Origin of the sequence: Taklimakanibacter albus (genome assembly GCF_016595235.1) — a bacterium.
Classification (GTDB): Bacteria; Pseudomonadota; Alphaproteobacteria; order Rhizobiales; family Aestuariivirgaceae; genus Taklimakanibacter; species Taklimakanibacter albus.
Map to the genome: position 1 here is coordinate 778017 of NZ_JAENHL010000007.1, position 26600 is coordinate 804616.

Genomic DNA, 26600 nt, shown 5'->3' on the forward strand with positions numbered 1-26600 from the left:
GTCACGCTCCCGCCGTTCCGAGATAGGCGTTTTCGATCGCGCTCGTCTGGAGATCGGCCGCCCTGCCCGCCGCTTCGACGACGCCATTCGACATCACATACCCCCGGTCGGCGATTTTCAGCGCCCGTTCGGCATTCTGCTCGACCAGCAGGATCGTCACCTTGCGGCGGCGCAGTTCCTCGATGATCTCGAAAACCCGATTGACGATGATCGGCGCCAGCCCGAGCGAGGGTTCATCGAGCAGCAAAAGGCGCGGGCGTCCGACCAGCGCGCGCGCAATGGCGACCTGCTGCTGCTCGCCACCCGACAAGAGCCCCGCCTGTGAATCGGCGCGTTTGCGCAAGATGGGAAAAAGGTCGTGCAGGCGCTCGAATTCGCGCTCGAATTCGGCCAGCCCCAGCGCCGCTCCGCCAAGCCTCAGATTCTCCCGGACGGTCATGTTGGAGAACAGGCGGCGACCCTCGGGAACCAGCGAGATGCCGGAACGCACGATCATCTCGGTGCTTTTGCGCGTTATGTCATGGCCTTCGAAGGTGATGCTGCCGCCGACGCGCGGCGACAATCCGACGATGGCGTTGAGCATGCTGGACTTGCCCGCGCCATTGGCGCCGAGAAGAACGACGATCTCGCCAGCGGCGACTTCGAGGTCGAGATTACGCACCGCCTCGACCGCGCCATACGCCACCGCGAGCCCCGTGGCCCTGAGAATGACCTCAGCCGCCGGGTTTGCCGGGCTGGCTGAGCTGTCTTTCTGGTTCCCCAGGCTGGACATTGAACATCCATATAGTGGATACGATATCCGACAGGCTAACATCACGCAAACTTGGCCGCAAGAGCCGGAATCATCCCGCCAAAAAAAGCGGGACCGGATTTCCATCCGGTCCCTCTGACATTCTAGATAGCGTCAGATCGATCTAGACACTGCGCACGCTCTGGAACAGCACCTTGCCGTTGACCTTGATCTCGACATCCTGGGCATATTGCGTCAGCGCCGCCGGATTGACCTCGATGCCGAGGCCAGGCGCGTCGGGCACATGGATCTCGCCATTCTTGTCGGGCACGATATGGTTGCGCGTCAGGTCCACCGCGAGTTGCTTGAGCGTCGTCGGATATTCGCAGATCCGGTGATCCTTGAGGCCGGCGAAAGGCTGCATCGACGCGCTCAGCGCCAGGTTCGACGTGAAAGTGTGGTTGATATAGGTGACGCCCCGCTTCACCGCATAGTCGGCCACTTGCTTCGCCGGCCACAGGCCGCCGATGCGGCCGCAATCGATCTGCACATAGCCGACCTTGCCGAAATCGATGAGATGCTCGGCCATATGGCGGTTATGCGCCGCTTCACCGCCGGCCGTCTTCACCGTCTTCACACGTGCCGACAGCTTGCCATAGGCGCCATAGGCCGAGCCGTGGAACGGCTCCTCGAAGAAGGTGACACGGTTGCGCTCCATCGCATCGAGCCGAAGTGCCGCCGCCTCGACATCCTCGTTGAAGATCTGGCCCGCATCGATGAGCAGGATGCCGTCCGGCCCCAGCCCCTCGCGCGCCGCATCGAGATGGGCGATGTCGCTTTCGAGCGAGGCGCCGAAGGGCGCCCAGCCGAATTTCGCCGCCCGGAATCCGCGGCCGCGCATCTCGCGCGCCCGCTCCAGCGTGCCTTGCGGTGTCGTGCCGAACAGCACCGAGGCATAGGGAATCTTCGGATAGGCGGCGTCATAACCGAGCAGTTTCCAGGTCGGCACGCCTCGGACATGACCCAGGAGATCCCACATCGCCATCTCTATGCCGGACCAGGTATGGGCCGCTTGCAGCAGGTCCATGCTGTTATAGGCGACGGTCGCGGTCATGCGATGGATATCGTCCGGGCCGTTGAGCGTCTCGCCCAGCACCGAATCCGCCACCGGGCGGCAGGCGCCGTGCGACATCGGGCAGACGAAGGCGGCGATCGACGGCAAAGGCGCCGCTTCGCATTCGCCCCAGCCGACATGACCGCCGGCGCTGACCCGCACCACCAGCGCGTCCTGGCTGCCATCCGCCTCGGTCGTCACCTTCGGCATGGCCAGATAGAAGAAATCAACACTATCGATTTTCATTATGAGTTTGCCTTTGTTGAGAGTTAGCTCCGCCGCCGATAGGTCACGGCGCGGGGGGTGAAGGATGTGTCGGCCTCGATCGGATAGATCGGGCGGGCGCAGAGCCTATGGCCTAATCCTGCGACATAGGCCGAGGTCGATCCGGGCGCATCGACATTGAAATTCTTCGCCACCCACTGGTCATACATGTGGAACTCGGTATGGGGCGATTTGACGATGGTGAGATCGAAGCGCTCAGGGTCGAGGCCATTGGCGTAATAGAGTGCGCGATCGAACAGAAAAGCCGGTTTGCTGATCGCCAGCACGGTGAAATTCTCGAAGCTCAGCACCGCGCTCATGCCCGCATCGAGCGGCAAGCCCATCGTCTCCAGCACCGCCCTGCCGCGCGACAGGCTTTCGACGTTGGCGCGCACTTTCAGCGGCTGGAACCGTCTGGTATCGACCGTGCCGCCGAGCGCGACATCGATCGTGGCGCCGACGCCCGCTTCATGCGCAGCTTTGGCGGCCGGCGCATCGACGATCTGGGCCAGCACGCGTTTCTTGTAGCCGCCTTCCCGCAGCGCCTTGATCAGTGCGTTGGAATCACCGCTCGCCCCCGATGAGGTGGCGTCCGCCGCATCGGTGAAGATGATCGGCTTGTCGAAATGATGCGCCAGCGCCACCGCTTTCTCCGGAGCGATCAGCTTGCCGACGAGGCGATGACGGCCGGCCCACATGGCCTCCGCCAGCTTGATCGCCGCGGCCTCGGCAGAGCCGTCATTCTTTTCCGTCACGACGATCGTTTGCGTGCACAGTTCCGGCGCGTCGGTGAAGGGATTGCCGATCATCACGCCGGCCGCCAGCGCCTTGCCTGAATGTTCGAGCAACTGCCCATCCGCCAGCACATCGCCATAGAGTCCATTTTTGGTGACACATTCATCACCGCGCGCCAGCAGTGGCACCACGACGCGCGCAATGGTGGGTTTGAGCTTGCGGTCGAAGATATCGAGCAGCAGCCGCGCCGCGCGCAACCCGGTATCGGCGAAATCGACATGCGGATAGGTCTGGTAGATGGTGAGACCGTCGATCTGGCGCAGCATGCGGTCGGTCAGGATGCCATGCAGGTCGAGCGAGATGACGATCGGCACATCCGGCCCGAAGCTTCTACGGATTTCTTCGAGGAGATAACCCTCAGGGTCGGCCTCGCCGATAGCGCCCATCGCGCCATGAAGCGAGATATAAAGTGCATCGACCGTCCCCTTATGCGGCAGCACCGCCGCCAGGATCTCCGCCGCGAGAAGCTGCCAGCCTTCCGCCGAGAGGATACCGGCGCTGTCGGCGCGCGCGGAAATCGTCGGCAGGATGCTGACATCGCTTCGCTTGTCAAAGACCGCCAGCGCACCGCCGATCGAGGTATTGAGGCCGCGTCGCTTCAACAGCGCGTCACCATTGTCGATCTTGAAGTCTTCATATTGCGACGGCAGCGGATTGAAGGAGGATATCTCCTGCATGCATTCGGCGATCAGGATCTTCATGCGGCGGCTCCGGAATGGGGCGACAGGCGTGGCGGGACGGAAAGGCTGCCGTCGGCCACGAGATGGCAGGCGACCGACCGTCCGTCGGCAATGATGGAAAGAGCGGGATCTTCCGATCGGCAGCGCTCCACGGCGAAGCGGCAGCGCGGGGCGAAACGGCAGCCTTGCGGGATCGCCAGCGGGCTCGGCACGTCGCCTTTGAGCTTTTCGCGATCGCGTTTGGCGCGCGGATGGCCGGGCGGGATGGCGGAGAGCAGTGCGCGCGTATAGGGATGCGCCGGCGCCTTGAACAAAATATCGGCGTCAGCCAGCTCGACGATACGGCCGAGATACATCACCGCGACCCGGTCCGAGATGTGCCGCACCACCGACAGATTATGCGAGATGAAGAGATAGGTGAGGCCGAGCTCGCGCTGCAGGTCCTGCAGCAGGTTGATCACTTGCGCCTGCACCGAGACATCGAGCGCCGACACCGCCTCGTCGCAGACGAGGAATTGCGGCTCGAGCGCCAGCGCCCGGGCGATGCCGATGCGCTGACGCTGGCCGCCGGAGAACTGATGCGGATAGCGATCGGCGGCGGCGCGGGGAAGCCCGACAAGATCAAGCAGCCTTGCGACGCGGCGCTCGCGCTCCGCTCCCTTGGCGAGCCGGTGGATGGCGAAGGGCTCCCCGATGATGGCGCCCACGCTCATCCGCGGATTAAGCGAGCCGAACGGGTCCTGGAACACTATCTGCAGGTCGCGCCGCCGCTCCTCGAGCTCCTTGGGCGTGAGCGACACGAGATCCCTGCCCTTATGCAGGATCTGGCCCGAGGTGGGCTCCAGCAAGCGCAAGAACAGCCGGCCGACCGTCGACTTGCCGCAACCGGATTCGCCGACGAGGCCGACGGTTTCCTTTGCCGCGATGGCGAGATCGACACCATCGACCGCTCTGACCGCCGCCTCGCTTTTCTTCTTGAGGAACAGCCCACGCGGTTCGAAATGTTTGACGAGCCTGCGCGCCTCGATGAGGATCTCGGTCATGGCGCGACGGCTCCGGTATTTCCCCCTCGCCCGTTGCGAAGCAATGGGAGAGGGTGGCCGAAGGCCGGGTGAGGGCTCTTGAGAACCCTCCGTAACTCCGAATGAAGAGCCCTCATCCGCCCTGTCGGGCACCTTCTCCCATGCCGCGCACGGGAGAGGGTGAAAAATTGGAGGCACCTCATACGCGTCCCTCCTCACGTCGGACATAACCAAACGGCCTCAAACAGGCGACGCGTTGTGCAGGCCCGAGCATCGCCAGAGGCGGTGGCCCAGATCGGCAATCGTCTTTCACATGGGGGCAGCGCGGCGCGAAGCGGCAGCCTTTCGGCATCAGGCCAACACCCGGCACCGAGCCCGGTATCGTCACCAGCCGGTCGCCACCTGAATCGAGCGACGGGATCGAAGCGAGCAGCGCCTGCGTATAAGGATGCGACGGCGCATCGAACACCGTCTCGACATCGGCCATCTCGGCGACACGGCCGGCATAGAGAACCATGACCTTGTGCGCCATCTCGGCGACGACGCCGAGATCATGGGTGATCAGCATCAGCGCCATGCCGCTTTCGGCCTGGATGTCGCGCAGGAGATCGAGGATCTGCGCCTGGATGGTCACATCGAGCGCCGTCGTCGGCTCATCGGCGATGAGGAGCTTGGGTTCGGCGGCGAGCGCCACGGCGATCATCACGCGCTGGCGCATGCCGCCCGACAATTCATGTGGGAAAGCGGCGAGCCGCGAGGACGCCGCCGGGATTTCGACACGTTCGAGCAGCTCGATCGCCCGGCGCCGCGCCGTATCGGCGCCCATGCCCTTGCGCATCCGCAGCACTTCACCAATCTGCTCGCCGACCCGCATGATCGGGTTGAGCGAGGTCATCGGCTCCTGGAAGATCATCGACAGATCGCGGCCACGCCGCTGCCGCCAGGCCGAAGCGCCACCGGCGGTGATGTCGTCGCCATCGAGAATGATGCGGCCGGATGCACGCCGCACCGGGAAACCGAGCAGGCCCATGATGGTGAGCGCCAGCATCGACTTGCCGCTGCCCGATTCACCCACGACGCACAGCACTTCGCCGGCATCGAGCGTGAAGGACACATCTTCCAGCACGCTCGGCGCTGACACGCCCGAGCCGACCACAGTGGTGAGATTCTCGACCTTGAGCATGCTCATACCCTGATCCTCGGATCGAGCACGTCGCGCAGGCCGTCGCCCAAAAGATTGAGGCCGAGCACGACGATCAGGATGATGAGGCCGGGGAACAAGGTCACCCAGGGCGCTTCCACCATGAAGTCGCGGCCATTGGCGATGATGCCACCAAAGGTCGCGGCGGGAGGCGGGGGGCCGACGCCGATATAGGAGAGCAGCGCCTCGGCGAGGATCGCGGAAGCGAAGACATAAGTGAGGCGCACGATGAGCGGCGCCATCGCATTGGCGAGGATATGGCGGAACAGGATGCGCATATGGCTGGCGCCCAGCGCACGGGCTGCCTCGACGAACTCCATCTCGCGCACCACCAGCACCGAAGCGCGCACGATGCGCGCGGTATGCGGCGTCGTGGCGATGCCGAGCGCCAGGATGACATTCTGCACCGATGCGCCGAGAGTCGCCGCCACCGTGATGGCGAGTAGGATCGCCGGGAACGCCATCAGCGCATCCATGATGCGCATGAGAATATTGTCGAGCCGGCGGAAATAGCCGGACGCCGCACCAATGAGCGTGCCGAACACGCCGGTGAACAGCACGACCGACAGGCCGATGAACAATGACAGCCGCCCGCCATGGATGGCGCGTGATAGGATATCGCGGCCGAAATGATCGGTGCCGAACCAATGCATCGCGCTTGGCGCTTCCAGCCGGGCGCGGAAATTATTGGCGTTGGGCTTGAAGGGCGCGATCTGGTCGGCGAAGACCGCCAGAACCAGAACGATGAGGAACAGCGAGCCGCCGATGACGAAGGCGCGGTTGCCCAGAAGCCGGCGCGCGAACAAAAGGAACGGGCTCTGCCGCTCCGGCAGCGCCTCATGCGCCAGATTGGTATCGAGGCTACTCAAGGCGCACCCTTGGATCGATGGTGGCATAGAGCAGGTCGACGACGAGATTGATGAGCAGATAGATCACCGTCAGGAACAGGAGACCGCCCTGGATGATCGGATAATCGCGGCTCAATATGCCGCCGATGATGAGCCGCCCGACGCCCGGCAGCGCGAAGACCTGCTCGACCACGACCGCGCTGCCGAGAAGGGCGCCGGCAATGATGCCGGTGACGGTGAGGATGGGCATCATCGCATTGGGCAGACCGTGGCGCAGGATGATATAGAGGCCGGAGAGCCCCTTCGAATCCGCCGTGCGCATGAAATCCTGGCTGATCACGTCGAGCATCGCCGAGCGGGTCATGCGGGCGATGAAGCCAACCTGCACCACCGCGAGTGTGATGGTCGGCAGCACCATGGACTTCGCCCAGCCCAGGGGATCATCGAGCAGCGGCACATAGCCGCCAGACGGCAGCCAGCCGAGCTGGACCGAGAAAACGACGATCAGCAGAAGTCCGAGCCAGAAATCCGGCACCGACAGACCGAGCAAAGCGAGGCTCATGACCGATTGATCGGCCCAGGTCCCGCGCCGTGTCGCGGCAAAGGTGCCGGCCGCCACGCCGAGGCCCACCGCGAGGATGAGAGCGAGCGTGGCGAGAAGGAGGGTCAGCGGCAGGCGCTCCAGGATGGCTGAGAGAACGGGGATGCGCAGCAGGATCGACTGGCCGAGATCGCCGGTCAGCACCCGTCCATACCATTCCGCCATCTGCACCAGTGGCGGCTTGTCGAGGCCCAGCATCTCGCGCAGCCGCGCCACGTCTTCCGGCGTCGAGCTCGCATCGAGGAAAGCGGCGGTCGGATCGCCCGGAATGATCCAGATGACCGCAAAGGACATCAGCGACACGAGAAAGAGGACCGGAACGACGGATATGAGCCGCCGCAGCAGGTAGTCGCGCATGGGGACCTCCTCTCGCGGGTTAACGGGAGACACCGCCGCTTCTGTCAGCGGCGGTGCCGGTTCACGAAACTTCTACACTTACGGGGCGAGCGTCACACCCCACATGCGCGGGATGCGGAAGGGCACGAAATCCTTCACCTTGTCGCTCGTCACCTGGAAGAGACCGTAATTGCCGGCCTTGATCGCGACCATGTTGTCATACATGCGCTGCTGGAACTGCTTGAACAATTCCTTCTTCTTGGCGTCGTCGAGGGTGGCGTAGAATTCCTTGGCGATGCGGTCGATCTCGGGATCGGCCACCATCTGGGCATTGCCGCCGACAAAGGCCGACATCACGGTGCCGGGGCCTTCGAAGGGCTCGATGCCGAAGCCATGTGTCCAGAAATTCCAGCCCGTCTTGGTGAAGCCGATCTTCGACGTCGTCGGCCAGTCGGCGACCTTGATGTCGACCTTGACGCCGATTTCGGCGAGCCGCGCCTGCACGACGGTGGCGATATCGACATTGGGCCTGAGATTGTCGGTGATGAACGTCACCGTCTCGCCCTTATAGCTCGACTTGGACAGGAACTCCTTGGCCTTGTCGAAATCGGCGACATTATATTGATCGAGGCCGGCATCGTTGGCGAAGGCCGATTTCGGGAACACCCAGCCGCCATCGACCTGGTTGATGCCGGAATAGGAGATCTCCATCACCTCCTGCATGTCGAGCGCCGCCTGCACCGCCTTGCGGAAATTCACATCGTCCGACGGCGCCTGAGCATGGTTGAGCTTGATGACCTGGAAAGCGAAGGGCAGCACGTCATGGACGACATATTTGCTGTCCTTGCGCAGCCGCTCGGCGGTCGGACCGTCGACCGTCTCGACGATCTGCACCGCGCCCGATTCGAGCGCCGCGGTGCGCGCACCCGCCTCCGGGATGAAGCGGAAGGTGACGCGGTCGATCAGCACTTCCTTCTTGCCGGCAAGACCGTCACGCTTCTGATAGGCGGGATTGGGCACATAATCGGCGAACTTCTCGAGCGTGACATGGCTGTCCGGCTTGTATTCGACGAATTTGAACGGGCCGGTGCCGATATACTGGATCTCATTGGCGCCCTTGGCCGCCTCTTCCGCCGGATAGATGGCGATCGGCGCGCGGGGCGATGAGATATTGTCGAGGAAGACCGACTGCTTCACCTTGAGCTTGATCGCCACCTCATAGGGGCTGACCGCGCTTACCGTGTCGATCGCGGCGACCAGCGCCGGCGACACGCCGATCTTGCGGTAACGCTCGATCGAGGCGACGACATCGGCCGAGGTCATCTCCTTGCCATTGTGGAACTTGACGCCCTGACGCAGCTTGAAGGTGTAAGTAAGCCCATCATCGGAGACGCTCACCCCTTCGGCGAGATCGGGAACCGGCTCCGCATTTTCGTTGCGCGCATAGAGCGTCTCATAGATGTGGAGCGTGATGTTGCGCGCCACTTGCGCATTGGTGACATGCGCGTCGAGCGACGGCGGACCCTGCACCGAAGCGATGACGATCTCACCGCCCGCTGCTTCGACGGCGGGCGTCACGCCCACCAGCGCCGTCATCAGTCCGAAGGCGAAGGCTAGTCCTTTCAGTCTTAGTGACATTTTTATTCCTCCCTTTGAAAATTTCCGGCTCAGGCAGCGGCCAGCGCTTCGTCATAGTCTCTCATCACCACGCCGATCGTGTCGCCGCGCGCCACACGGCCCGGACCCGCCGACATCCACAACACACCGTCACGCTGGTATTTGACTTCGATCGGGGCGCGGTCGACTTCCTCGACGAAATGCAGGAGCCCGGCGGACTCGCCCGCTTCGATCGCATCGCCGACGACCTTGGTCGGCTCGAACAGGCCGGCGGCCGGCGCGAAGGAATAGCCGGCGGGATCGCGCACCATCATGTGGCGCGTTGCGGCCGAGCCGTCGCGCTGCTGCGTCTCGGGCTCGCCCTCGATGACGCCGAAATGCTTCAGGATATTGTCGACGCCGCGCCTGCCGATGCGCACACCTTCGATATTGACGCGGCCCCAGCCGCCGAGCTCGGTGCCGAGCGAGATGATGCCACGGCGCTCGACGCAGGAGGTGAAGGTGGCGCCCTCATCGACGCCCCAGAACACCGTGTTGAAGGGCGCGCCGAAGGCCGCCGCCGCATCCATCGTCTTTTTCCGCAAACCCGGATCGGGGAGATAATGCATGTTTGTCGAAAGGGCCGAATCCGCGCTGTGGCCGGCGGTATGCATGTCGACCGACACGTCGGCCAAAGGCAGGATGTAGCCATCGAGGAAATGCGCCAGCATCTCCGAGAAAGTGCCTTTCGGATTGCCGGGGAAACAGCGGTTCATGTCGCGATTGTCGACCGGGCTGAGCCGCGTGTCGTTGAGCACGGCGGGGATATTGTAAGCGGGAATCATGATCACCCGGCCCTGCACCTTGGCCGGATCGAGCGTGCGGGCGAGATGCGAGATCGCGATCGGCCCTTCATATTCATCGCCGTGGATGCCGCCGGTGAGCAACACGGTCGGACCTTTGCCGTTCTTCACCGAGATGATCGGAATCTCGATCACACCCCAGGCTGAAGTATTGCGCGCCAGTGGCGCTCTGAGCACGCCGGCCTGACGCCCGTTCTTGTCGAAATCGATGGGATTCGAGATGCGACTTTTCTCGACCTGCACTGCCAAGATGTTCCCCCATATTTGTACGCCGAGGCCTCCGCCTCGCGAGGTTCATTCATCCTTGCGTACGGTATACCGTATGTCAAGCTTCTTGTCGGTATTGGGAACTTCGCCCTAATTTGACCATGGGTCGCCTGTGAATTTACATTCCTGTCAGGATGGTGCACAGCATCGGCCCGAAAAGTACGAAGCGGTTTTCGGATAAGCCGATGCGCAAACAAAAGCGTCGGCCCGATTCCGATATGCGGCGTGCCACGGCGCATCCTGCTCACGAGCCTGGAGCAAGCTGATTGTGAAGTTTTTGCAAGTGCCTGTGATCGCCTTATTGTGCCTCGCCTCGCCGGCCATCGCTTCGGCCGACAATGACGATGCGATCTTCCCCAAGAAGCTCGATTGCGGCACGACCTCGGAGCCGAAGAACTGCAAGGCGCATCAGCGCCTGCTGCCCTTGATCATGGGCGGCGCGCTGGCCGGGCGGCGCGCCTCGATGCGCTCCGTCGCCCGTTACGCCAGCGAATTTTCCAATGGCATTTTTGTTCGTGATCAGAAACTGAGCTGTGCGTGGCGGATGGTGATCATCGGCTCACCCAAACTCCGCAGCACATCCGACGATCAGTCGTCCTTCGAGAAGACCTGCCTCGCTTTGAGCAAGTCCGACTATGCCGATGCCGAAATGTTGGCCAAGAAGATCGCGCTCAGGGTTTTCCGCGTCAATGCCTTCGTGCTGCCGGCAAACAACTAGCGCGCTTTGCAGTTCGAATCGGGTCCAGGATCGCCGCCCGCCGCGGTGATCTCGAGGCGGCCGAGATAATGCGTCCAGCCCTCTTCATGGCCGGCGCATTCCTCGGCATCCGGCAGGCCGCTATGCGTGAGCCGCAACAGCGTGCCGCCTTTTTCCTCGAGGAGATCGATCTCGATCAAGCTCGATCCCGGTGGCACCTTCGGGTTCCCCTCCCAGCCAAAGCTGTAAGCCAGCCGGTGGACGGGAACGACCTCGATGAATTTGCCGCGTGCGATGCTCTTGCCGGTGACATTGACCAGATAGAGCCCACCCGTCTGCGGCTCGACCGTCGCCTCCGTGCCCATCCAGCGCAGCAACTTGTCCTGATCGGTCAGGAACGCGAAGACCGTGGCGGGCGGCGCCGCGATCTGGACTTCGCGGCGAACGACGAGCGGTTCGACCATGTGGGGGCCTCCTTGAAGAGGACACTCCATCCCCAACCATCGTCGCGGTCAAGATGCATTCGGCTGGAACATCTGTCCTAGCGGCAGCGTCTTCTCAAAGCATCCTCATGCTGAGGCGCGAGCGAAGCGAGCCTCGAAGCACCATCAGAATGAGGCAACCCTTCGAGGGTCGCTGCGCGGCCACCTCAGGGTGAGGGGGTTAGGGCTACGCATCACCCGATGACAGGCGCGCCGCGGACCGGCATGATCCGCCGATGCAGCTTCCCCCTCCTCTCGCCTGGCTCATCGACGACGCCGGCAGCCTCGCCGGCGCCGACCAGTTCCTCGCGGCGCTCGGCGCGCGCCTCATCGCCGAGGGCCTGCCGCTCGCCGGCGGCGCGCTGACGCTCTCCGCGCCGCATCCGATCATCGCGCGGCGCGTCTGGCTGTGGCGGGCGGATAATGGCGTCGTGATCGAAGCTTTGGGTTTCGCCTCGATGAGCATCACCGTGCTCGAGCCGGTCACCGTCGGGCGTGACTGGCTCTCGGGCCTCAGGCCCCATTCGGTCCGCGAGGATGTCGCGGGCACGACACCCGACGGCCCGGTCCTCGGCTGGGCGCTGAGCGGGCCTCTCACCGAGGATCAATCGGCGCTGCTCGGCGCCGTCGCGCGTTTCGCCGCCGCACCGCTCGCCATTCTCGCCCTGAACGCCACGCTGGTCGCGCTGCTCGAGACCTATCTCGGCCGCCGCAGCGCCGCCCAGGTTCTGGCCGGCCGCTTGCGCCGCGAGCCGGGCGAGACCATTCGCGCGGCTCTCCTCTATGCCGACCTGCGCGGTTTCACCGAATTGTCGGAGCGGGCGGCGCCCGAGGTGGTGGTGGCCGCGCTCGGCGCCTGGTTCGATCGCATCGCCGGCGCCGTCCATGCCTTTGGCGGCGAGGTGCTGAAATTCATCGGCGATGGTGTGCTCGTCATTTTCCCGGTCGGCGGCAATCCGCCCTCCGTCGCCTGCGACGGCGCGCTCAGCGCCGTTGCGGCGGCGCGCGCCGGCATGGCGCATCTCGACGAAAGCCGCGCCCGGCAAGGCCTGCCGCCTTTGCCCTTCGGCATGGCCTTGCATCTGGGCGACATCATCTGGGGCAATATCGGCACCGCTGACCGCCTCGACTTCACCGCCATCGGCCGCGCCGTCAATCTCGTCAGCCGGCTCGAAGGCCTGTGCAAGCCGCTGCAGCACACCGTGCTGATCTCGGGTGCCTTCGCTGCCGAGGCGACGAACCCGTTACGGCCATTGGGCGCGCATGAACTGCGCGGCATCGACGAGCCGTGCGAGGTCTTCACGCTTCCCGATTGACCGGCCGTACCGCATCCGGGCGGCTCAGATAATCATAGGCCGATAGCACATGGGTGCGCACGACATGGAGGAACTCCTCGATGTCGACATGCTCGTCATGCGAGCCCATGCCATGCGGGTAGGGACCATAGACATAGGCCGGCACGTTGTTGTGCCGCCAGAGCCGCGCATCGGTGCCGCCGATGCTGACGATCGGCGTCGGCTTCGGGCGGCCGAAGGCGGTGACGTTGTTCTGGATGATGCCGACCATCTCGTGATCGGGATCGCACCAGGACGGCTCGTCGCCGCCGATCTCGCGCCAGGTGGCTTCCGGATAGCGGCCGGTGATCTCGGCGATCTTCGGCAGGAGATCGGCCTTGCCCATGCCGACCGGCAGCCTCAGATCGGCGGTGAACGTGCAATGCGACGGGATCATGTTGACCTTGTCGCCGCCATTCATCAGCCCGATATTGAGCGTGACCTTGGAGACGAGATCGCCGGCGCCCTTGCCCATCATGCGGTCCATGGTGGGCCGGCCGAGATCGATGGCGCGCTGCACATTGTCGCTGACCCTTCCTTCGATGTCGGTCAGCTCTTCCAGCGCCATTGCGAGATTCATGGCGATCTTGGTGGCGCTGCCGGTCGCATGCACATAGGCGCCATGGGCGCCCCGCGTGCGCACCGTGAACTCGATCCACAACGGCCCACGCTCGCCGAAACGGATCGATTCGGGTCCGCTCGGCTCACCATTGAGCAGGCAGTCGCCATGCACTTCCGGATGATGCTCCATCAGATAACGGGCACCCCAGGGCCCGAAAGTCTCCTCGTCGGAGACGCAGGTGAGCGTCAATTGGCCGTGGAGCTTGTCGCGCAGGCGCGACAAAAGCACATAAGTGATGAGCGAGGCGGTGGTGCCCGGCTTCATGTCTGAGGCGCCGCGGCCATAGATCTTGCCGTCGACGATCTCGGCGCCCCACGGATCTTTGCTCCAGCCGGCATTGCCAGGCGCCAGCGGGAAGACATCCATATGGCCGTTGAGCACCAGATGACGCCCCGGCCGCGCCGCCTGGAAATTGGCGATGATATTGGGCATTTCGGGATGCGGCGAGACGATCCGGTGGTCGAGCCCCTGCCCGCTCAGATAGCGCGTGACGACATCGGCGGTCGAGCGTGTGTCGCCCGGCGGATTGGGCGAGCGCTCGCGCAGGAGAGCCCTGAGCAATTCGATGATCTCGTCCTTCTCATTGTGGAGCCAGTCGAGCAATTGCTTGCGGTCTTCAGTCATTGTCACCCCGATCGATCATCTCCGTGTGCTGGCCTTCTCTCCGCGTCTCGTCAAGTCTCGTTATTTATTCCCTTGCGGCATGCCTTCAGTTTCACCAAATATGCACTGAGGACCAAGTTCCTGACCGAGGGACGCGCGATGAAGGATCAGACCTACGCCTTGCTGGCCGCCTTGTTCTGCGTCGCGCTCGCGGTCGCCGGCATCTATTACCTGACCGCCGACACGCCGATCTGGAACGACGGGAAGATTGACGAGCAGCCCACGACCGAGGCGCCTTCCCCGTCATCCGGCAAAGAGATCGACGAACGTATTCCGCGGGACGAGAATGCACCGGCCGTGGAGACATCGACCGGCGGCGACCGGATCATCACCAAGCAGGCGCCGGGCGAGACTATCGACATAAGGCCGCCTGAGAAAGACGCAGCCCCCGATTCCGTGGCGCCGCCCAAATCAGGCTCCCCGGCGCCCCCCGCATCCGGCAAGGAACTGACCGACCGCATTCCTGAAACAGAAGGCTGAGAGCCGGGAGGCTACTTCATTTTTTCGAGGCAGGTCCCCGCCGCTTCGCCGGCGGTCTCGCCTTCGCCGAGCGTCAGCTTGCCCTCGGCGATCATCTTTTCGACGATGCCGATCACGATGCTGCGGCCGGTTTCCTCGGTCGGGTGGCTCGCCTGGGTGGTCTCATAAATATATTTGGCGTTGGCCGGCAGCGATGCGGCGCATTCATCGGCGGCCTTCCGGTCGGCTTGAGCCGCCGTCGTCATGCCGGCGATGAACAAGACGCAGGAAACGACTTTCAATTTCATCTGAAACTCCCTCTCTGTTGATCGCGACACGTCACAATGCCCTTTTCAGGCGCCCTTCTCCAGCATGTAGTCCCGCGTGTTCGGTAGGACGTCGATACGCCGGGTCAGTTGGAACTGCATCACCATGTGGCCCGCATAGCGGAAGCCCATCTCCGAGCCGGCCAGGTAGAACTCCCACATCCGGCGGAACGTCTCGGGATAGAGACGGGGGATTTCCGGGTCGGCCATGAATCGCTGGCGCCAATGTTTCAGCGTCTCGGCATAGTGCAGGCGCAGGACCTCCACATCGGTGATCCACAGCCCCGCCTCCTCGATGGCTTGGGTGACCTCGGACATGGCCGGCACATAGCCGCCCGGAAAGATGTATTTCTGGGTGAAGGCGTTGGTGGCCCGTGGGCCTTCCATCCGGCCGATGGTGTGGATCAGCGCGACGCCATCGGTGTCCAGCAGCCGGCGCACCGTCTCGAAATAAGCACGCAGGTTAGGGGCGCCCACATGCTCCAGCATTCCGACGGAGACGATCCGGTCGAAGGAACTGGCCAGGTCGCGATAATCCCGAAGCTCGAAGGTGATCCGTTCCGCCAGCCCCGCGGCCGCCACGCGGTCACGTGCCAGGTTGAGCTGTTCCGTCGACAGCGTGACTCCGGTGACCTTGGCGCCATAGTCTTTGGCGAGCGTCATGGCCATCCCGCCCCAGCCGGATCCGATGTCCAGCACGCTCTGGCCCGGCTCGATCCTCAGCTTGTCCGCGATATGGCTCTTCTTCGCCGCCTGCGCCTCTTCCAGGGTCATGTCCGGTCGGCGGAAATAAGCACAGGAATACTGCATGTCGGCATCGAGGAAGCGCCGGTAGAGGTCGTTCGACAGATCGTAGTGGTGGGCGACGTTGCGCCGCGAGGCCAGCCGGCCATTGGCCTGCTGGAGGCGTCGCTTGAGCGTCTGCTTGAGGCGCTTCAGCAGCGGCGGGCGCCCCTTGGCGGGCGCCCGGCCGCCGCTGCGGCCCACCATGTCCAGGAGGTCCCAAAGGCCACCCTGCTCGATGACCAGGTCGCCGTTCATATAGGCCTCGCCAAAGGCCAGTCCGGGATGCAGCGCGATGCGGCGCAGCGTCTTGGCCGACAGGCGCAGGACCACCGGCGCCCCGCTGCCATCCCCGGCTTTGAGCGTGCGGCCGCCGGGCAGATGAACCGTCAGGTTCCCGACCTTGATCATCCGGCGAAGAAAGGATTCGATCATGGCCCAAGCCTAACGTGAGCATGGCCGCTTGCGCCAGCCGTGAGTGCGGCCGCGGTGAACCCAGGAAAGCGGCTGGAAAATCATGATGTTAAGGAATTGAATGGCGCCCCCTAGGGGAGTCGAACCCCTGTTTCAGCCGTGAGAGGGCCGCGTCCTGGGCCACTAGACGAAGGGGGCGCACTGTTCGAGGGGCTCGATATAAGGGGCTCCGCCGCAAAGCGCAAGACATCCCGTGACGGACCGGGCCGGTCCAGCGCGCGCCGGCCCTCACTCCTCCCGGAACGCGCGCTCGACCTGGTCGCTGAGCGGCTTCACCAGATAGGACAAGATGGTGCGGGCACCGGTCGGGAAGAACACCTCGGCCGGCATGCCGGGCGTCGAGGTAGTACCTGGCACTGAATGGGAAAGCTGCGACGCAATAGACTGCAATTGCGCAAGTGAGGGAGTCTGGCCATTTTCGAACAGCGCAGTTAACTGTATTTTGGCTTGCTCAATCGTAATCACAGCCCTCCCTCCCTGTAGGAAAGCGCTTCCTCACTAAATTTCACATCGACAGAATGTCCAGGAGGCAGGGAATGATGAACTCCGAATGCTTTCAAGGCTTCTTCAATATATTCTGCGATCTCAAGCTTCTCGGCACGAGACGAAAAGTCATACTTGCTGTAGCTTTCACGGACTGAGGACCAACCGTTCCCAAACCTTTCTACAAAATACTCAATAATGTTCCTGTTTTCTCCGGCGAATCGGTAACTTGCGCTTACGGTAATATCCTTCCCTTTCACGTTCAGGACGAGACGTATCTCGTCACGGGTCGCCATGATCTCCTTCAGCTCCATTCCCCGTTCGCGATCTATTGTTCTACCGCTACCCAGCCGCTTCGGGTCCCTTTCGATAACGAACATGCACTTCCCCTATCCAAATTTTCTACGATGTACCGACACTGCTAAGCCCACGCCAACGAGATCTCCAGGATTTCGGTGACGGCAGTGGACCTAACCATCTCGGCGCCTCACTTCTCCGTAGAACCGCACTTGCCAGGCCTCGCCTTAATTTCGGTGACAGTTAATTTCGGTGACAGTGCATTCAATTGGAACGAGACTTCGGATTTGGTCCGCACCTGCCGGGACTGACCGTCGACGCGACTTCGACTTGCGCACCATTGCACAGCCCGTGAGCAAGCATTGATGTTGAAAGTTTGTCGACCTTGATCACGGAGGCGCTCGAGCCCCTCACACGGCGCAGAAGACAAGCGGCTCGCCCAATCCGCATTTGGCGGCCCGGCCAAAAGCCCGGCGGCAGCCTCGGCATAATTACCGGGACACGCGCAGTCAGCAGACTCTGCAAGGTTGGACGCCGCCCGCATCGAGATAGCCCCTGTTGGCGAATAGAATGCACGAGGCGAGACTCTTCCGCAAGTGAGTCTGGTTCAGTATTGCAAAGAGCCGGAATAGAAACACAAAAAATTTATCGCCATATTGAAACAGACTCTCCTGTCGCAAGGCAGCTACTAGGCCTGGAGCGATCATCGCCCCTATAGATGTGCCAGATCGGCACTGGCCCTAGCCCAAGCGGTGCAACGACGAGCCCATCAATATGCTGGGCAGGCCCCCCCGCCCCTCACTGCCCCTCCGGCTTCAACCTCACCCTGCTGACGACGACACCCTTCTTCGTATCGACGACCACCACTTCCTGGGTTCCACTGGCAGTCACCTGCACCGCCATGGTGTTCCCGTCGAGCGTCACGGACCCGATCGTGGCGCCGGCCGGCACGCCGATCTCGACCAGGCTGGCTTTCGGCGGTTCTTCCGGCGCCTTGCCGCGCGTCGCCTTCCAGGCGATGCCGCCCAGCAGCACCACAAGCATGATGACGAGCAGCCCGCCCATGATATAGACGGTCCATTCAAGGAATCGTAAGCCCGGCTGCGGCGGGGTATCCCCCATATCCGGTTGCTGGTTGTCCGTCATGATGTCTCCATCGCTAGATCACTTGGAAGCGGCCGTTCCGCCCGAAGCCGCGGGCGAGCGGCTCGACCGCTTTCTCTCGCACCGCTTCCCCGAGGTGAGCCGGGCGCGATTCCAGACCCTTATTGCCAATGGGTGCGTCGATGTCGAGGGGGCGCCCGTCACCGAGGCGCGCCGCAAGATGAAGGCGGAGGATCATGTGACGGTCCGCCTGCCGCCCCCCGTCCCGGCCGAACCTTTGCCCGAAGCGATCGACCTCACCATCGTCTATGAGGACGACGCGCTCATCGTCATCGACAAGCCGGCGGGCCTCGTGGTCCACCCGGCCGCCGGCCATGATTCAGGCACCCTCGTCAACGCCCTCCTCGCCCATTGCGGCGACAGCCTCTCCGGCATCGGCGGCGTCAAGCGGCCGGGCATCGTCCACCGCCTCGACAAGGACACGTCTGGCCTGCTCGTCGTCGCCAAGACCGACCAGGCCCATAAAAGCCTCTCCGAGCAGTTCGCCGCCCATGGCCGCGACGGAAGGCTCGAGCGCGCCTATATCGCCGTCGCCTGGGGCGCGCCTGAGCGCCGGCGCGGCACCATCGATGCGCCGATCGGCCGCCACGGCGTCAGCCGCGAGAAGATGACCGTCTCCCGCAGCCCCCAGGCCCGCGTGGCCATCACCCACTACGACGTGGAGCAAAGCTTCGGTACGCCACCGGTGGCGAGCCTCATCACCTGCCGGCTCGAAACCGGCCGCACCCACCAGATCCGCGTGCATATGGCCCATATCGGCCACCCGCTCTTAGGTGACGAGACCTATGGCAAGGGCTTCAAGACCGCCATCCACAAGCTCCCCGAAGGCGCCCAGGTGGCGCTGAGGGCGCTCAGCCGCCAGGCGCTCCATGCCGCGGTGCTGGGTTTCGAGCATCCGGTCTCGGGCGAGCCGATGTCGTTCGAAAGCGATCCGCCGCCCGATCTCGCCGCTCTTATTTCGGCCCTTTCATAGACCTCTCGCCGCGGCGACGATCGCCTCGGGGCCGAGCGCCTCGTAGCCGATGAACGGCCGGTCATGCATGATCATGAGCAGCAGCGCCGTCGCCACCATGACGGTGACGAGGCCCAGCGCCACGGCGCGCGCTTTGTCCTCCTCGACATGCACGAAGGTGACGGCGGCGCCCAGGATCAGCGCCAGGATCAGCATCACCACCCATTGGTCCTCATTGACGCTGTTGCGCGCGATGTCGAGACGGCGCTCACGCGCATCGCCCACCGCATTGAGCGCCTGCATGATCTCGCCCGACAGCATCTGCTCACTGCCCGCCAGCGACACGGCGGCGCCGTAAAGCGCGGTCAGCACCTGCTCGGCGCCGCGCCCGCCGCCGGCGTCCGTCATCAGCGGCCATTCCGCCGCCGTCTGCCCGGCATATTCGGACACCAGATTGACGAGCTCGGAGCGCCGCGGCTCGGCGAAGAGATGCGCCAGCGTGCGCAACTGGCGGACTTGCCGCGCCTCGATCGCCACCGCCTCATAAGCCTTGTCCTCGGCCGTCCATACGCTCGACGACAGGAAGGTGGTGGCGAGCACGAACAAGGTGCCGCAAATGCCCTGCAAAACCGGCGACATGGCTTTGCCCCAGCGCATCAGGTGGGCCACCGGCGGCAGCTTGGGCAGCGCCCACAAAGCTGTGCTGACGAGCCCGGTCATGATCAACAGGACCAGGAACAGGGTGGGGAAGGACAGGAAATAGAGCCAGGTCATGCACCGGTTACCCGCAAGTTAGCCTGTTACTGATATACCCCAGCGACAGTTTGTCCATGGTCCGCTGGTCCAACCAGCCTCAAAGCCGATCCCCGATATAATTCAAGGGATTGAACGCGTTTTCCAGCCCTGCGCCCGGCGCAGGCCAATATTGCAACTTGTTTAGTTTCTTTTTTGGCGGGAACGGTCTTAAATTTCGCACATTGATCCCTATATCCTCATCACCGGAGAAGGCCCTTGCCTTCCACCCGGCCCGTGAAAGGGGGGAAAACTAAATGGCCAACAGATCTATGTCAGCACTGCCGAGCGTCTCGAGCGAAGGCGGCCTTTCCCGCTATTTGCAGGAGATCCGCCAGTTCCCGATGCTGCAGCCGGACGAGGAGTTCATGCTCGCCAAGCAATGGAAAGAGCATGGCGACCGCGAAGCCGCGCACAAGCTCGTCACCTCCCATTTGCGCCTCGTGGCCAAGATCGCCATGGGTTATCGCGGCTATGGCTTGCCCATTTCCGAGGTCGTCTCGGAAGGCAATGTCGGCCTCATGCAGGCGGTCAAGCGCTTCGAGCCCGACAAGGGCTTCCGCCTTGCCACCTACGCCATGTGGTGGATCAAAGCCTCGATTCAAGAATTCATTCTGCGCTCGTGGAGCCTCGTGAAGATGGGCACCACGGCCAGCCAGAAGAAGCTGTTCTTCAACCTGCGCAAGGTGAAGGGCCAGATCCAGGCCCTGGAAGAGGGCGACCTGCGCCCCGACCAGGTTAAGGAGATCGCCCGTCGTCTCGGCGTGCCGGAAGAAGATGTCGTGTCGATGAACCGCCGCCTGTCAGGCGACGCCTCGCTCAACGCGCCGGTGCGCGCCGAGTCGGAAGGCGAATGGCAGGACTGGCTCGTCGATGACACCGACACGCAGGAAGACGTCCTCGTCGAAAGCGAAGAGAAGCGCATGCGTCTCGAGCTTCTGACCGAGGCGATGGATAAGCTCACCGACCGCGAGCGCCGCGTCTTCGAGGCGCGCCGCATGCAGGAAGACCCGGCCACCCTTGAAGACCTGAGCCAGGAATTCGGCGTGTCGCGCGAGCGCATTCGCCAGATCGAGGTTCGCGCCTTCGAAAAGGTGCAGAAGGCGGTCAAGAACGCCGCCCAGAAGGCGCTGGCGCCCAAATCCGCCCTCGCCGCCGAGGCCCGCGTCTAAGACAAGCCTGAACGAGTTGAAGAGCGCCGTCCCGCATCAAACCGGGGCGGCGCTTTTCGTTTTGCCCTCGCCCTATGCCCACTTTCCGTCATCCCGGCGAAAGCCGGGATCCAATAAACCCTCGCAAGATAATCAGCGCTTCCCCAGTCGCGTTTACTCAATGGATCCTGGCTTTCGCCGGGATGACGGATAGCGACGAAGCTGTCCTACTGAATCAGCAACAGCGGATTGCTGCCGGGCTCCATCTTCTTCGACCAGAAGATCTGCACCGCCCATAATTCATTGCCGCGCTGGATGACGCCGGTCGACACGAACTCGTAATCCCGCTTCATCAGGTTGCGCCGGTGGCCGCTGCTGTCGAGCCACAGGTCGAACAGCCCCTTCGCCTTGGCGAGGTCGGCCGGGCCTTTCTTGCGGTCGCTGGCAGCATTCTCGCCGCGCGCTTTATAGAGCTCGGCCGCCTCCACATAGGCGCCGAAACGCTGGTCGAAGGAATGGCCGGCGCGCGAAACGTGGCGCGATTTGCCGGCATACATCATGTCGGCCGCCTGGGCCCGCGCCGCCTCGCGCAGCATGTCGCTGGCGGCGAGCCCCTTGCGGCCATTGGCCTGCCGATAGGACGAGACGAGCTTGTCGAGATAGGCCTCGAGATCGGGCCGGGGCTCGCTATTGGCGGGCAGGCTGGCAAGCACCTGGCGGGCATATTGGGCATAATCGCCGGCCGCCTCGGCCGGAACCGTCGCGAGCCCAGTGCCCACGACCGGCAGCAGAAGCAAAACACTCAGGACGGAACGGCGGGTCTGGCTCATGGGCACTCTCATGTCATGTCGTGACGCGGCTTGACGGGGCCTTCGGGCTTTCTTAAGGCGGAGGCAAGAGGGAGAGACAATATGACCCGAAAGCTTCCGGTTGGCACCTGCATCCGGCACGCCGTCAACAGCGTCCGCAACAATATATCCTACGCCTTCCGCATCAGCTGGCCGTGGTATGCCGCCATCGCCGTCCTCTCCATCGCCGTTTTCGCCGGCCTGGGCGTCCTGGCGGCCGGCGGCGTCCTTTCCGCTCTGCATTTCGGCGTGGTTTTTCTCGTGGCGATCAGCTTCGTGGCCTTCGCCGCCATCGCCGTGAACTGGCACCGCTACATTCTGCTCGATGAAGTTCCCACCGGCGGCAGCATCTTCCGCCTCGACGGCCACACCTGGCGCTATCTCGGCAATCTGCTGCTCATCGGCCTGATCCTGTTTCTCATCAGCGCCGTCATTATGGGCCCGCTCATCGCCCTTGCCGCAAATCTCTATTCCGACTCCGTGATCATCGCAGTGGTCATCGTCGGCCTCATCTTCTTCATGATCCTGGCGATCTTTTCCGTCCGCCTCAGCGTGAAGCTTCCCGCCGTGGCGCTCGGCCGTCGCGACTTCACCTTCAGCCACGCTCTGGCCGCCACGCGCGGCAACAGCCTGCCGGTGCTGCTGCTCATCCTGTTCCAGGTCGCTCTCGCCCTCGGCACTGGCATGCTCATGTTCTTCCTGGAATTTGTCACCGGCGCCATTCATCCCATATTCGGCTTCGTCACCGGCCTCCTGGCCCAGCTGTTCGTCAACTGGATCCTCACCATCTTCGGCATCACCATTCTCACCTCGCTCTATGGCTTCTTCGCCGAGGGGCGCGATTTCTGACGGAGAAGATTTAATGACCCGGAAGCTACCGGTCGGCACCTGCATCGGCCATGCCATCAACAGCGTGCGCCACAATATCGTCTATGCTTTCCGCATCAGCTGGCCGTGGTATGTGGTCGTCATTCCCCTGACCATCATTGTAAGCCTGGTCTTGAGCGCTGCCGCCGGCGGCGACCTGACGCAGAACCAGGGGCTGGCCTTCCTCAACAACATGATCTCCGGCCTCCTTCTCGGCTTCGCTTTCGCCTCCATCGCGGTGAACTGGCACCGTTATATCCTGCTCGACGAAGTGCCGGACTCGCGCGGCATTTTCCGCCTCGATGACAAGGTCTGGCGCTATTTCGGCAATATCATCCTCATCTTCCTCATCCTCGTGGTGGCCGGCTTCCTGGTCGGCATTCCGCTCGGCATCATTGCCGCCCTCACCTCGCTCGGCGCGAGCCCGCTGTTTCCGCTCCTGCTCTTCATCATCATCGTTCCCGTTGCCGGCACCATCGCGCTGCGTCTCAGCGTCAAGCTGCCCGCCATCGCCTTGGGCCGTACCGATTTCGGCCTGAAGAACGCTTTCGCGGTGACGCGCGACAGCAACCTGCCGATCTTTCTGGTCGCGCTGTTCGAGATCGTCTGTCTCCTGGGATCGCTCCTCCTCATCGGCCTCCTCGCCGCGGCCCTCAATCAGCTCAGCCCGGCTTTGGCCATTGCGGTTGCCTATGTCCTGCATTTCGCGGCGAACTGGATCATCACGATATTCAGCATCACCGTCCTCACCTCGCTCTATGGCTTCTTCGCCGAGGGCCGCGACTTCTGAGCTAGAGCATGATCCGGAAAGTTCCGGAGAAATCAGGCGCAAATAAGAAGGCAGAGCATGGTGACTACTTGCCAAAGTGATCACTTCTTGGACTTCTGAAGGGAAAGGAACGGCATATGAATACGAGTGGAAGCCCGTTGCCCCGCCAGCTCCCGGCCGGGGCGTGCGTCAGCCACGCCATCAAAAGCGTGCGCAACAATATCGGCTATGCCTTCCGCATCTCCTGGCCATGGTATCTCGTCCTGGCTGCCCTGAATATCGGCACACTTGCTTTTGCCAGCTTTGCTCTCGCCGGCGGCATCGAGGTTCATCCCGGCTTTTATGTGCCGATCGCCATCGTCGTGGCCCTTGTCACCATCCTGGCCTTCGCCTCCATCGCTGTGAACTGGCACCGTTATATTCTGCTCGATCAGGTGCCCGTCGGGGCCGAGCTCTTCCGGCTCGACGGACTGACCTGGCGCTATGTCGGCAATGTCTGGCTCATCGGCTTGATCGTCGGCGTCGTCTTCATGATCGGCATGCTGCCGCTGATGCTGCTGGGATCGCTCTCGGAAGTCATCGGGGTAGTGGCCGTCATCATCGGGCTGGCCGGTTTCATGTTCGTCGTGATCTCGACCTACCGGCTCAGCGTCAAGCTGCCGGCGATCGCGATCGGCCGGCGCGACTTCTCGCTCAGCGACGCCTGGGCGGCGACGCGCGACAACAAGCTGCCGATCTTCCTCGTCATCCTGTTCCAGTTCCTGCTGCTGATCGGCGTGGCGCTTGTCTTCCTCGCCCTCGACTTTACGCTGGCCCTTATCGGTCCCACCATCACGCTCGTCATCTCCCAGCTGATTCAGGCCTTCCTTGGCTGGCTGCTGGCCATCTTCAACGTCACCATTCTGACATCGCTTTATGGCTTCTTCGTCGAAGGGCGGGACTTCTGATCACCGTTACGCTGGCGCGACGTCAGCGCGCCGGCGTTTTCTTCTTGATGTAATCGACGATCGGGCCGAACTGCTCCTCGAACAGGAGCATCGGCGGGTGGCCTCCCTTCATGTCGCCATTATAGGTGATGAGAGGCGACTTCTGAGCCAGGGCCACATAGTCCGGCGGCCAGCGATGCGGGCTGGCGGCTCCATAGAGAAACAGTGTATCGAAACTGAAACGCTTCAGCTCACCGAAATAATTGTATTTCCAGCTTGCGCTTCCGCTCAGCCTGCCTATCGCCAGGGGATCGAAGCTGAAAATGAGGCGATCGCCTTCGGCGCGATAGCGCTCCTGATCGAGATAAGCCTTGTATTTCGCCGGCACCTCCACCAGCAATGGCCGCAGCTGGGCCAGGAACGCATTGCCTTCGGCGGCGGATGCGAAGCTTTGGCCCACCTGCCGGCCGAGTATTTCGCCATGACGCGTCGTCTCGGGCGCGGTCCGGATCGGAACATCGACGAAGATCGCCGATTGCGGGCGCACCCGCAACGACAGCAGAAACATGAGCAGGATCGCCCCGCCCCAGGACGTTCCCACATAATGGGTCACCGGCCCATGATGGTGCCTGACGATCGCCGTCAGGCATTTGACGTAGTTCGTCCAGTCATAGTCTTCGAGATTGCTGAGATAGTCGCTGTCGCCGTGCCCCATCCAATCCGGGGCCAGCACGTCGAAACCGGCCTTGTTCAGGCCCTCCGCCATAGGCGCATATTCGGCACCGTTCACGCCCAGCCCATGCAGGCAGATCACCCGGCCCTTCGGCTTGCCGATGCGCCATTCCCGCACGCTGATGGCGACGGGTCTATCCGCGAGCATGACTTCAAATCGTGTCTTCCGCTCGTTCACGGAAAGCTCACGCCCGTTCAGGCCGCCGCGTCGCGATGAAGCGCGCCAGATTGCTCAAAGTGGCCTGCTTCATGACATCGGCCGGCTCGATGATGAACTCATAACGTTCCTCGAGGGCGACACAGAGATCCATGAGCGTCAGGCTATCGGCGTTGAGATCCGCGAAGGTGATGTCCTCGGTCACATCGCCAGGCGCGGCCTCGATCAGGCCAAGTTCCGCAAAGACGTTACGCAGTTCAGTTTCGATCTTCTCACTCATCGGGCGTGCTCGGTCCTTAAGAATTGCGGCATCACGAATATATTGTTGGATTCGAACTCGCAGCTGACCGAGATCAGCCGCGACGAAAACCCCTTGCAGGTCTCGATCATCGCGCGCCAGACGTCAAGGGAGATTGGCCGGCCCAGGCAGGAATGCGCGCCGGCGCCGAACAAGGCCTGCTTGTTGGCGCTGCTCATGTCGCTTATAGGCTGGAAATACATTCTTACCCGGTCGCCGGCGGCGATCGTCCGCGCTCCCACCGTGATGTCCGTCGTCGCGATCCGTTCGGCGATGGCGACGCCGGTCTCCGGCGGAAAATCCGGGAACTCGATGTCGGCGAAACATTTGCCCTCGTTCTCGCTGAGAATTGTATGGAAGGCCGTGGCGAGCGTGCCGAGCAGCGAATCCCGCCCCAGAACCAGAAGGGCGACGGCATAGGCCTGATCGACATGGGGCGCTGTCTCGGCAAGTCTCTGGCGCAACTGGCCGGCATGCTTCTCAGCCTCGCCGAGTGCCGCCAGGCTGACGAAACGATCGAACAGCCTGGTCAATGCCAGCTTCGGAAAGGGCAATGGAACCGGGCAATCGCACATGATGCCGAATATCTCGCCGACCAGCGGCGAAAGCCTGGCCGAAACCCATTCCGGGTGGGTTTCCTGATCCAGGGGCGCGATGTGACGGGCCATCAGCTCCGGCAATCCGGCGAGGATCCTCGGCCTGCCCCGCGACACGATCTCGGCCAAACCGCGCCGGATGTCGCGATGCACCTCGCCATTGAGCAGCAACGGGATGTGGCTCACCGCATAGATGAGATTGGGGAACTGCCGCTTGTAGCGCGCCTCCAGCATTTTGATGTTGGCGACGGTGTCGGGCACGATGAGCCGGTCATCGTCGCGCAGCAAGTCGATGACCAGCTCTGGCTTGAAGACGAACCAGCTCTTCAATTCCTGATTGAAGAATATGTCATCTATGGTCTTGAACTCGGCGCGCCGGGACGCCCGATAGTGCAAAGACAGCAAGTCCAT

The 26600-nt window shown here is 62.9% G+C and carries 29 protein-coding genes and 1 tRNA gene; 8 read left to right on the plus strand and 22 right to left on the minus strand.

Annotated elements, in window-relative coordinates; translation table 11 throughout:
• Position 1: 1 nt before the first annotated feature.
• From JHL16_RS15265 to JHL16_RS15305, 9 genes are all read right to left on the minus strand, one after another.
• On the minus strand, positions 2-772 hold the full coding sequence (locus tag JHL16_RS15265) for an ABC transporter ATP-binding protein (protein ID WP_200185729.1): 771 nt from the start codon (positions 770-772) through the stop codon (positions 2-4).
• A 142-nt stretch (positions 773-914) separates the two neighbouring features.
• The gene (locus JHL16_RS15270) at positions 915-2090 is read right to left on the minus strand and encodes a mandelate racemase/muconate lactonizing enzyme family protein (RefSeq protein WP_200185731.1); all 1176 of its coding nucleotides are present in this window, start codon (positions 2088-2090) and stop codon (positions 915-917) included.
• Positions 2091-2113: 23 nt separating this feature from the next.
• The gene (locus JHL16_RS15275; RefSeq protein ID WP_200185733.1) at positions 2114-3604 is read right to left on the minus strand and encodes a M81 family metallopeptidase; all 1491 of its coding nucleotides are present in this window, start codon (positions 3602-3604) and stop codon (positions 2114-2116) included.
• Positions 3601-4626, minus strand: a complete 1026-nt coding sequence (locus JHL16_RS15280) for an ABC transporter ATP-binding protein (RefSeq protein ID WP_200185734.1) — start codon at positions 4624-4626, stop codon at positions 3601-3603. The genes JHL16_RS15275 and JHL16_RS15280 overlap by 4 nt, the downstream gene beginning before the upstream one ends.
• 178 nt (positions 4627-4804) lie before the next feature.
• The gene (locus tag JHL16_RS15285; protein ID WP_200185736.1) at positions 4805-5794 is read right to left on the minus strand and encodes an ABC transporter ATP-binding protein; all 990 of its coding nucleotides are present in this window, start codon (positions 5792-5794) and stop codon (positions 4805-4807) included.
• On the minus strand, positions 5791-6675 hold the full coding sequence (locus tag JHL16_RS15290; RefSeq protein ID WP_246770943.1) for an ABC transporter permease: 885 nt from the start codon (positions 6673-6675) through the stop codon (positions 5791-5793). The genes JHL16_RS15285 and JHL16_RS15290 overlap by 4 nt, the downstream gene beginning before the upstream one ends.
• Positions 6668-7612, minus strand: a complete 945-nt coding sequence (locus JHL16_RS15295; RefSeq protein ID WP_200185740.1) for an ABC transporter permease — start codon at positions 7610-7612, stop codon at positions 6668-6670. Before JHL16_RS15295 ends, JHL16_RS15290 begins: the two co-directional genes overlap by 8 nt.
• A 78-nt stretch (positions 7613-7690) precedes the next feature.
• On the minus strand, positions 7691-9229 hold the full coding sequence (locus JHL16_RS15300; RefSeq protein ID WP_200185742.1) for an ABC transporter substrate-binding protein: 1539 nt from the start codon (positions 9227-9229) through the stop codon (positions 7691-7693).
• A 29-nt stretch (positions 9230-9258) separates the two neighbouring features.
• The gene (locus JHL16_RS15305) at positions 9259-10293 is read right to left on the minus strand and encodes a succinylglutamate desuccinylase/aspartoacylase family protein (RefSeq protein WP_348647260.1); all 1035 of its coding nucleotides are present in this window, start codon (positions 10291-10293) and stop codon (positions 9259-9261) included.
• A 313-nt stretch (positions 10294-10606) separates the two neighbouring features.
• Between JHL16_RS15305 and JHL16_RS15310 the strand changes: the two genes are divergently transcribed.
• On the plus strand, positions 10607-11035 hold the full coding sequence (locus tag JHL16_RS15310) for a hypothetical protein (protein WP_200185746.1): 429 nt from the start codon (positions 10607-10609) through the stop codon (positions 11033-11035).
• Here the strand turns inward: JHL16_RS15310 and JHL16_RS15315 are convergent.
• Positions 11032-11478, minus strand: coding sequence for an SRPBCC family protein (locus tag JHL16_RS15315; protein ID WP_200185747.1), 447 nt, complete (start codon positions 11476-11478; stop codon positions 11032-11034). The genes JHL16_RS15310 and JHL16_RS15315 overlap by 4 nt on opposite strands.
• 254 nt (positions 11479-11732) lie before the next feature.
• Here JHL16_RS15315 and JHL16_RS15320 point away from each other — a divergent pair, with 254 nt between their 5' ends.
• Positions 11733-12812: an adenylate/guanylate cyclase domain-containing protein gene (locus JHL16_RS15320; RefSeq protein ID WP_200185749.1), complete on the plus strand. Its 1080-nt coding sequence runs from the start codon at positions 11733-11735 to the stop codon at positions 12810-12812.
• On the opposite strand, the gene JHL16_RS15325 is transcribed toward JHL16_RS15320, so the two are convergent.
• Positions 12796-14076 carry a M20/M25/M40 family metallo-hydrolase gene (locus tag JHL16_RS15325; protein WP_200185751.1) on the minus strand — a complete coding sequence of 427 codons (1281 nt, stop codon included), beginning with the start codon at positions 14074-14076 and terminating at the stop codon, positions 12796-12798. The two genes, JHL16_RS15320 and JHL16_RS15325, sit on opposite strands and share 17 nt — an antisense overlap.
• A 138-nt stretch (positions 14077-14214) precedes the next feature.
• Here JHL16_RS15325 and JHL16_RS15330 point away from each other — a divergent pair, with 138 nt between their 5' ends.
• Positions 14215-14595, plus strand: a complete 381-nt coding sequence (locus JHL16_RS15330; RefSeq protein WP_200185753.1) for a hypothetical protein — start codon at positions 14215-14217, stop codon at positions 14593-14595.
• Between the two features lie 11 nt (positions 14596-14606).
• Here the strand turns inward: JHL16_RS15330 and JHL16_RS15335 are convergent, their stop codons facing one another.
• From JHL16_RS15335 to JHL16_RS15355, 6 genes are all read right to left on the minus strand, one after another.
• Entirely contained in the window at positions 14607-14882 is a 276-nt protein-coding gene (locus tag JHL16_RS15335; protein ID WP_200185755.1) for a hypothetical protein, read from the minus strand.
• Between the two features lie 45 nt (positions 14883-14927).
• Positions 14928-16118 carry a class I SAM-dependent methyltransferase gene (locus JHL16_RS15340; protein WP_200185757.1) on the minus strand — a complete coding sequence of 397 codons (1191 nt, stop codon included), beginning with the start codon at positions 16116-16118 and terminating at the stop codon, positions 14928-14930.
• Positions 16119-16219: 101 nt separating this feature from the next.
• Positions 16220-16295: transfer RNA gene (locus tag JHL16_RS15345), tRNA-Glu, on the minus strand.
• A gap of 90 nt (positions 16296-16385) precedes the next feature.
• Positions 16386-16514, minus strand: coding sequence for a hypothetical protein (locus JHL16_RS35240; RefSeq protein WP_281436049.1), 129 nt, complete (start codon positions 16512-16514; stop codon positions 16386-16388).
• A 104-nt stretch (positions 16515-16618) separates the two neighbouring features.
• Positions 16619-17020: a hypothetical protein gene (locus JHL16_RS15350; protein ID WP_200185759.1), complete on the minus strand. Its 402-nt coding sequence runs from the start codon at positions 17018-17020 to the stop codon at positions 16619-16621.
• 715 nt (positions 17021-17735) lie between these two features.
• Positions 17736-18083, minus strand: coding sequence for a DUF6476 family protein (locus JHL16_RS15355; protein ID WP_200185761.1), 348 nt, complete (start codon positions 18081-18083; stop codon positions 17736-17738).
• Between JHL16_RS15355 and JHL16_RS15360 the strand changes: the two genes are divergently transcribed.
• Positions 18082-19074 carry an RluA family pseudouridine synthase gene (locus tag JHL16_RS15360; protein WP_200185763.1) on the plus strand — a complete coding sequence of 331 codons (993 nt, stop codon included), beginning with the start codon at positions 18082-18084 and terminating at the stop codon, positions 19072-19074. The two genes, JHL16_RS15355 and JHL16_RS15360, sit on opposite strands and share 2 nt — an antisense overlap.
• Here the strand turns inward: JHL16_RS15360 and JHL16_RS15365 are convergent.
• On the minus strand, positions 19069-19827 hold the full coding sequence (locus tag JHL16_RS15365; protein ID WP_200185765.1) for a bestrophin-like domain: 759 nt from the start codon (positions 19825-19827) through the stop codon (positions 19069-19071). The genes JHL16_RS15360 and JHL16_RS15365 overlap by 6 nt on opposite strands.
• A 275-nt stretch (positions 19828-20102) precedes the next feature.
• Here JHL16_RS15365 and rpoH point away from each other — a divergent pair, with 275 nt between their 5' ends.
• Positions 20103-21017, plus strand: coding sequence for an RNA polymerase sigma factor RpoH (gene rpoH / locus JHL16_RS15370; RefSeq protein WP_246770944.1), 915 nt, complete (start codon positions 20103-20105; stop codon positions 21015-21017).
• Between the two features lie 206 nt (positions 21018-21223).
• On the opposite strand, the gene JHL16_RS15375 is transcribed toward rpoH, so the two are convergent.
• On the minus strand, positions 21224-21826 hold the full coding sequence (locus JHL16_RS15375) for a CAP domain-containing protein (protein WP_200185767.1): 603 nt from the start codon (positions 21824-21826) through the stop codon (positions 21224-21226).
• Between the two features lie 81 nt (positions 21827-21907).
• Between JHL16_RS15375 and JHL16_RS15380 the strand changes: the two genes are divergently transcribed.
• From JHL16_RS15380 to JHL16_RS15390, 3 genes are all read left to right on the plus strand, one after another.
• On the plus strand, positions 21908-22693 hold the full coding sequence (locus JHL16_RS15380) for a hypothetical protein (protein ID WP_200185769.1): 786 nt from the start codon (positions 21908-21910) through the stop codon (positions 22691-22693).
• 13 nt (positions 22694-22706) lie between these two features.
• A complete protein-coding gene (locus JHL16_RS15385) occupies positions 22707-23501 on the plus strand; it encodes a hypothetical protein (protein WP_200185771.1) in 795 nt (264 codons plus the stop codon).
• Positions 23502-23617: 116 nt separating this feature from the next.
• Positions 23618-24427, plus strand: coding sequence for a hypothetical protein (locus tag JHL16_RS15390; protein ID WP_200185773.1), 810 nt, complete (start codon positions 23618-23620; stop codon positions 24425-24427).
• 22 nt (positions 24428-24449) lie between these two features.
• Here JHL16_RS15390 and JHL16_RS15395 read toward each other — a convergent pair whose 3' ends face one another.
• Genes JHL16_RS15395 through JHL16_RS15405 form a run of 3 tightly spaced genes read right to left on the minus strand, consistent with a single transcriptional unit; the run spans position 24450 to position 26600 of the window.
• The gene (locus JHL16_RS15395; protein ID WP_200185775.1) at positions 24450-25286 is read right to left on the minus strand and encodes an alpha/beta hydrolase; all 837 of its coding nucleotides are present in this window, start codon (positions 25284-25286) and stop codon (positions 24450-24452) included.
• Positions 25287-25323: 37 nt separating this feature from the next.
• On the minus strand, positions 25324-25575 hold the full coding sequence (locus tag JHL16_RS15400) for an acyl carrier protein (RefSeq protein WP_137858090.1): 252 nt from the start codon (positions 25573-25575) through the stop codon (positions 25324-25326).
• Complete coding sequence (locus JHL16_RS15405) at positions 25572-26600, minus strand: cytochrome P450 family protein (protein WP_200185777.1); 1029 nt, start codon at positions 26598-26600, stop codon at positions 25572-25574. The genes JHL16_RS15400 and JHL16_RS15405 overlap by 4 nt, the downstream gene beginning before the upstream one ends.

Excerpts from the sequence above, each read along its gene's own strand:
- JHL16_RS15320 (WP_200185749.1), top strand. The coding sequence starts at position 11,733 with ATGCAGCTTCCCCCTCCTCTCGCCTGGCTCATCGACGACGCCGGCAGC.
- JHL16_RS15350 (WP_200185759.1), bottom strand. The coding sequence starts at position 17,020 with ATGTTCGTTATCGAAAGGGACCCGAAGCGGCTGGGTAGCGGTAGAACA.
- JHL16_RS15340 (WP_200185757.1), bottom strand. The coding sequence starts at position 16,118 with ATGATCGAATCCTTTCTTCGCCGGATGATCAAGGTCGGGAACCTGACG.
- JHL16_RS15400 (WP_137858090.1), bottom strand. The coding sequence starts at position 25,575 with ATGAGTGAGAAGATCGAAACTGAACTGCGTAACGTCTTTGCGGAACTT.
- JHL16_RS15280 (WP_200185734.1), bottom strand. The coding sequence starts at position 4,626 with ATGACCGAGATCCTCATCGAGGCGCGCAGGCTCGTCAAACATTTCGAA.
- JHL16_RS15355 (WP_200185761.1), bottom strand. The coding sequence starts at position 18,083 with ATGACGGACAACCAGCAACCGGATATGGGGGATACCCCGCCGCAGCCG.
- JHL16_RS15335 (WP_200185755.1), bottom strand. The coding sequence starts at position 14,882 with ATGAAATTGAAAGTCGTTTCCTGCGTCTTGTTCATCGCCGGCATGACG.
- JHL16_RS15270 (WP_200185731.1), bottom strand. The coding sequence starts at position 2,090 with ATGAAAATCGATAGTGTTGATTTCTTCTATCTGGCCATGCCGAAGGTG.
- JHL16_RS15330 (WP_200185753.1), top strand. The coding sequence starts at position 14,215 with ATGAAGGATCAGACCTACGCCTTGCTGGCCGCCTTGTTCTGCGTCGCG.
- JHL16_RS15325 (WP_200185751.1), bottom strand. The coding sequence starts at position 14,076 with ATGACTGAAGACCGCAAGCAATTGCTCGACTGGCTCCACAATGAGAAG.
- JHL16_RS15390 (WP_200185773.1), top strand. The coding sequence starts at position 23,618 with ATGAATACGAGTGGAAGCCCGTTGCCCCGCCAGCTCCCGGCCGGGGCG.
- JHL16_RS15300 (WP_200185742.1), bottom strand. The coding sequence starts at position 9,229 with ATGTCACTAAGACTGAAAGGACTAGCCTTCGCCTTCGGACTGATGACG.
- JHL16_RS15360 (WP_200185763.1), top strand. The coding sequence starts at position 18,082 with ATGATGTCTCCATCGCTAGATCACTTGGAAGCGGCCGTTCCGCCCGAA.
- JHL16_RS15265 (WP_200185729.1), bottom strand. The coding sequence starts at position 772 with ATGTCCAGCCTGGGGAACCAGAAAGACAGCTCAGCCAGCCCGGCAAAC.
- JHL16_RS15315 (WP_200185747.1), bottom strand. The coding sequence starts at position 11,478 with ATGGTCGAACCGCTCGTCGTTCGCCGCGAAGTCCAGATCGCGGCGCCG.
- JHL16_RS15375 (WP_200185767.1), bottom strand. The coding sequence starts at position 21,826 with ATGAGCCAGACCCGCCGTTCCGTCCTGAGTGTTTTGCTTCTGCTGCCG.
- JHL16_RS15395 (WP_200185775.1), bottom strand. The coding sequence starts at position 25,286 with ATGCTCGCGGATAGACCCGTCGCCATCAGCGTGCGGGAATGGCGCATC.
- JHL16_RS15380 (WP_200185769.1), top strand. The coding sequence starts at position 21,908 with ATGACCCGAAAGCTTCCGGTTGGCACCTGCATCCGGCACGCCGTCAAC.
- rpoH (WP_246770944.1), top strand. The coding sequence starts at position 20,103 with ATGGCCAACAGATCTATGTCAGCACTGCCGAGCGTCTCGAGCGAAGGC.
- JHL16_RS15275 (WP_200185733.1), bottom strand. The coding sequence starts at position 3,604 with ATGAAGATCCTGATCGCCGAATGCATGCAGGAGATATCCTCCTTCAAT.
- JHL16_RS15295 (WP_200185740.1), bottom strand. The coding sequence starts at position 7,612 with ATGCGCGACTACCTGCTGCGGCGGCTCATATCCGTCGTTCCGGTCCTC.
- JHL16_RS15405 (WP_200185777.1), bottom strand. The coding sequence starts at position 26,600 with ATGGACTTGCTGTCTTTGCACTATCGGGCGTCCCGGCGCGCCGAGTTC.
- JHL16_RS15385 (WP_200185771.1), top strand. The coding sequence starts at position 22,707 with ATGACCCGGAAGCTACCGGTCGGCACCTGCATCGGCCATGCCATCAAC.
- JHL16_RS15365 (WP_200185765.1), bottom strand. The coding sequence starts at position 19,827 with ATGACCTGGCTCTATTTCCTGTCCTTCCCCACCCTGTTCCTGGTCCTG.
- JHL16_RS15285 (WP_200185736.1), bottom strand. The coding sequence starts at position 5,794 with ATGAGCATGCTCAAGGTCGAGAATCTCACCACTGTGGTCGGCTCGGGC.